Below are 2,813 nucleotides of genomic sequence, written 5' to 3'. Positions count from 1 at the left end.
CCACCTTCGGCGACCGCCTCTATGTCGAATTGCAGCGCCATGGCATCGACCGCGAGCGGCGGGTCGAGAACGGCCTGATCGATCTCGCCTATTCGAAAGGCCTGCCGCTGGTTGCGACCAACGAGCCCTATTTTGCCTCCAACGACGACTACGAGGCGCATGACGCGCTGCTCTGCATCGCCGGCGGCCATCTGGTCGCCGACACCGAGCGCGCCCAGCTCACCACCGACCACCGCTTCAAGACGCGGGCCGAAATGGCGGTGCTGTTTGCCGACATTCCGGAGGCGCTCGCTTCCACTGTCGAGATCGCCGAGCGCTGCTCGTTCCGCCCCAAGACGCGCAAGCCGATCCTGCCGCGCTTCACCGTCGGCGCCGGCTCGGGCTCGGACGCCGCGGCGGAGGAAGCGGCCGAGCTGAAGCGGCAGGCGGAGGAGGGGCTCAAGCGGCGGCTCGAGGTGCATGGTCTGGCGCAGGGCCTCACCGAGGAGGACTACGCCAACAGGCTCGCCTTCGAGATCGACGTCATCAACCGCATGAACTATGCGGGCTATTTCCTGATCGTCTCCGACTTCATCAAATGGGCCAAGGCGCACGATATTCCGGTCGGGCCGGGCCGCGGCTCGGGCGCCGGCTCGCTGGTCGCCTATGCGCTCACCATCACCGACCTCGATCCGCTGCGTTTCGGGCTGCTGTTCGAGCGCTTCCTCAATCCCGAGCGCGTGTCGATGCCGGATTTCGACATCGACTTCTGCCAGGACCGCCGCGGCGAGGTGATCTCCTACGTGCAGCAGCGCTATGGCCGCGACCAGGTGGCGCAGATCATCACCTTCGGCACCCTGCAGGCGCGCGGCGTGCTGCGCGACGTCGGTCGCGTGCTGCAGATGCCCTACGGCCAGGTCGACAAGCTGACCAAACTGGTGCCGCAGAATCCGGCGGCGCCGGTGACGCTCGCGGCCGCGATCGCCGGCGAGCCGAAACTGCAGGCGTTCCGCGACGAGGACCCGGTGGTGGCGCGCGCCTTCGACATCGCGCAGCGCCTCGAAGGCCTCACCCGCCACGCCTCGACCCACGCCGCCGGCATCGTGATCGGCGATCGCCCCTTGAGCGAGCTCGTGCCGCTCTACCGCGATCCGAAATCCGACATGCCGGTGACCCAGTTCAACATGAAATGGGTCGAGCCGGCCGGACTGGTGAAGTTCGACTTCCTCGGCCTCAAGACACTCACCGTGCTCGACGTCGCGGTGAAGCTTCTGAAGCAGCGCGGCATCGATATCGACCTGTCGACCTTGCCGCTCGATGATGCGCCCTCCTACCAGATGCTGGCGCGGGGCGACGTGGTCGGCGTGTTCCAGGTGGAAAGTCAGGGCATGCGGCGGGCGCTGATCGACATGCGCCCCGACCGCTTCGAGGACATCATCGCGCTGGTCGCGCTGTACCGGCCGGGCCCGATGGCGAACATCCCGACCTATTGCGCGCGCAAGCATGGCGACGAGGAGCCGGAATATCTGCACCCGATCCTGGAGCCGATCCTGAAGGAGACGTTCGGCGTCATCATCTACCAGGAGCAGGTGATGCAGATCGCCCAGCAGATGGCAGGGTACACGCTCGGGCAGGCCGACCTGCTCCGCCGCGCGATGGGCAAGAAGATCCGCGCCGAGATGGAGAAGCAGCGCGAGATCTTCGTCGCCGGCGCGGTGAAGAACGGCGTGCCGAAAGGGCAGGCGGACACCATCTTCGAACTGCTGGCGAAATTCGCCGATTACGGCTTCAACAAGAGTCACGCCGCCGCCTATGCGCTGGTGTCCTACCAGACCGCCTACATGAAGGCGCATTACCCGGTCGAGTTCCTGGCCGCGTCGATGACGCTCGACATGAACAACACCGACAAATTGTCGGAGTTTCGCGCCGAGGCGCAGCGGCTCGGCATCAAGGTCGAGGCGCCCTCGATCAACCGCTCCGGCGCGAGTTTCGAGGTCTCCGACAACACGATCTTCTATGCGCTCGCCGCGCTGAAGGGGGTCGGGCCGCAGGCGATCGAATTGATCGTCGAGGCGCGCCGGAAAGGATTGTTCACCTCGCTCGCCGATTTCGCCGCACGCGTGAACCCGCGCGCGATCAACAAGCGCATCATCGAGAGTCTCGCCGCCGCCGGCGCCTTCGATGGGCTCGACAAGAACCGCGCGCGGGTGTTCGCCGGCGCGGATGCGATCCTCGCCGCCTGCCAGCGCAGCCACGAGGCCGCAACCATCGGCCAGAACGACATGTTCGGCAACGCCGCCGACGCGCCGACCATCATGCTGCCGAACATCGAGCCGTGGCTGGCCTCGGAGCGGCTGCGGCGCGAATATGATGCGATCGGCTTCTTCCTGTCCGGCCACCCGCTCGACGATTACGCCACCGCGCTCAAGCGGCTGCGGGTGCAGAGCTGGGCGGAGTTTTCGCGTGCGGTGAAGACCGGCGCCACCGCGGGAAAGGTCGCCGCCACCGTGGTGTCGCGCATGGAGCGGCGCACCAAGACCGGCAACAAGATGGGCATCATGGGTCTGTCCGATCCGACCGGGCATTTCGAGGCGGTGCTGTTCTCCGAAGGGCTCGCGCAATACCGCGACGTGCTGGAGCCGGGCGCGGCCGTGCTGTTGCAGCTCGGCGCGGAATTGCAGGGTGAGGACGTGCGCGCCCGCGTGCTGCATGCCGAGCCGCTCGACGATGCCGCGGCCAAGACCCAGAAGGGCCTGCGCATCTTCCTGCGCGACACAAGGCCGCTGGACTCGATCGTCAAACGCCTGCACGGGCCGGAGGCCGCGGCTTCGAAC

General features: G+C 66.8%; 1 protein-coding gene. It reads left to right on the top strand.

Annotated features, from left to right (window positions below):
• A partial coding sequence (gene dnaE / locus JOY90_RS24230) for a DNA polymerase III subunit alpha (protein ID WP_291693639.1) occupies positions 1-2,813 on the top strand: 2,813 nt, incomplete at both ends.

Origin of the sequence: Bradyrhizobium sp., from assembly GCF_019242285.1 — a bacterium.
Lineage (GTDB): Bacteria > Pseudomonadota > Alphaproteobacteria > Rhizobiales > Xanthobacteraceae > Bradyrhizobium.
This window is presented reverse-complemented; position numbering and strand designations above follow the sequence as displayed.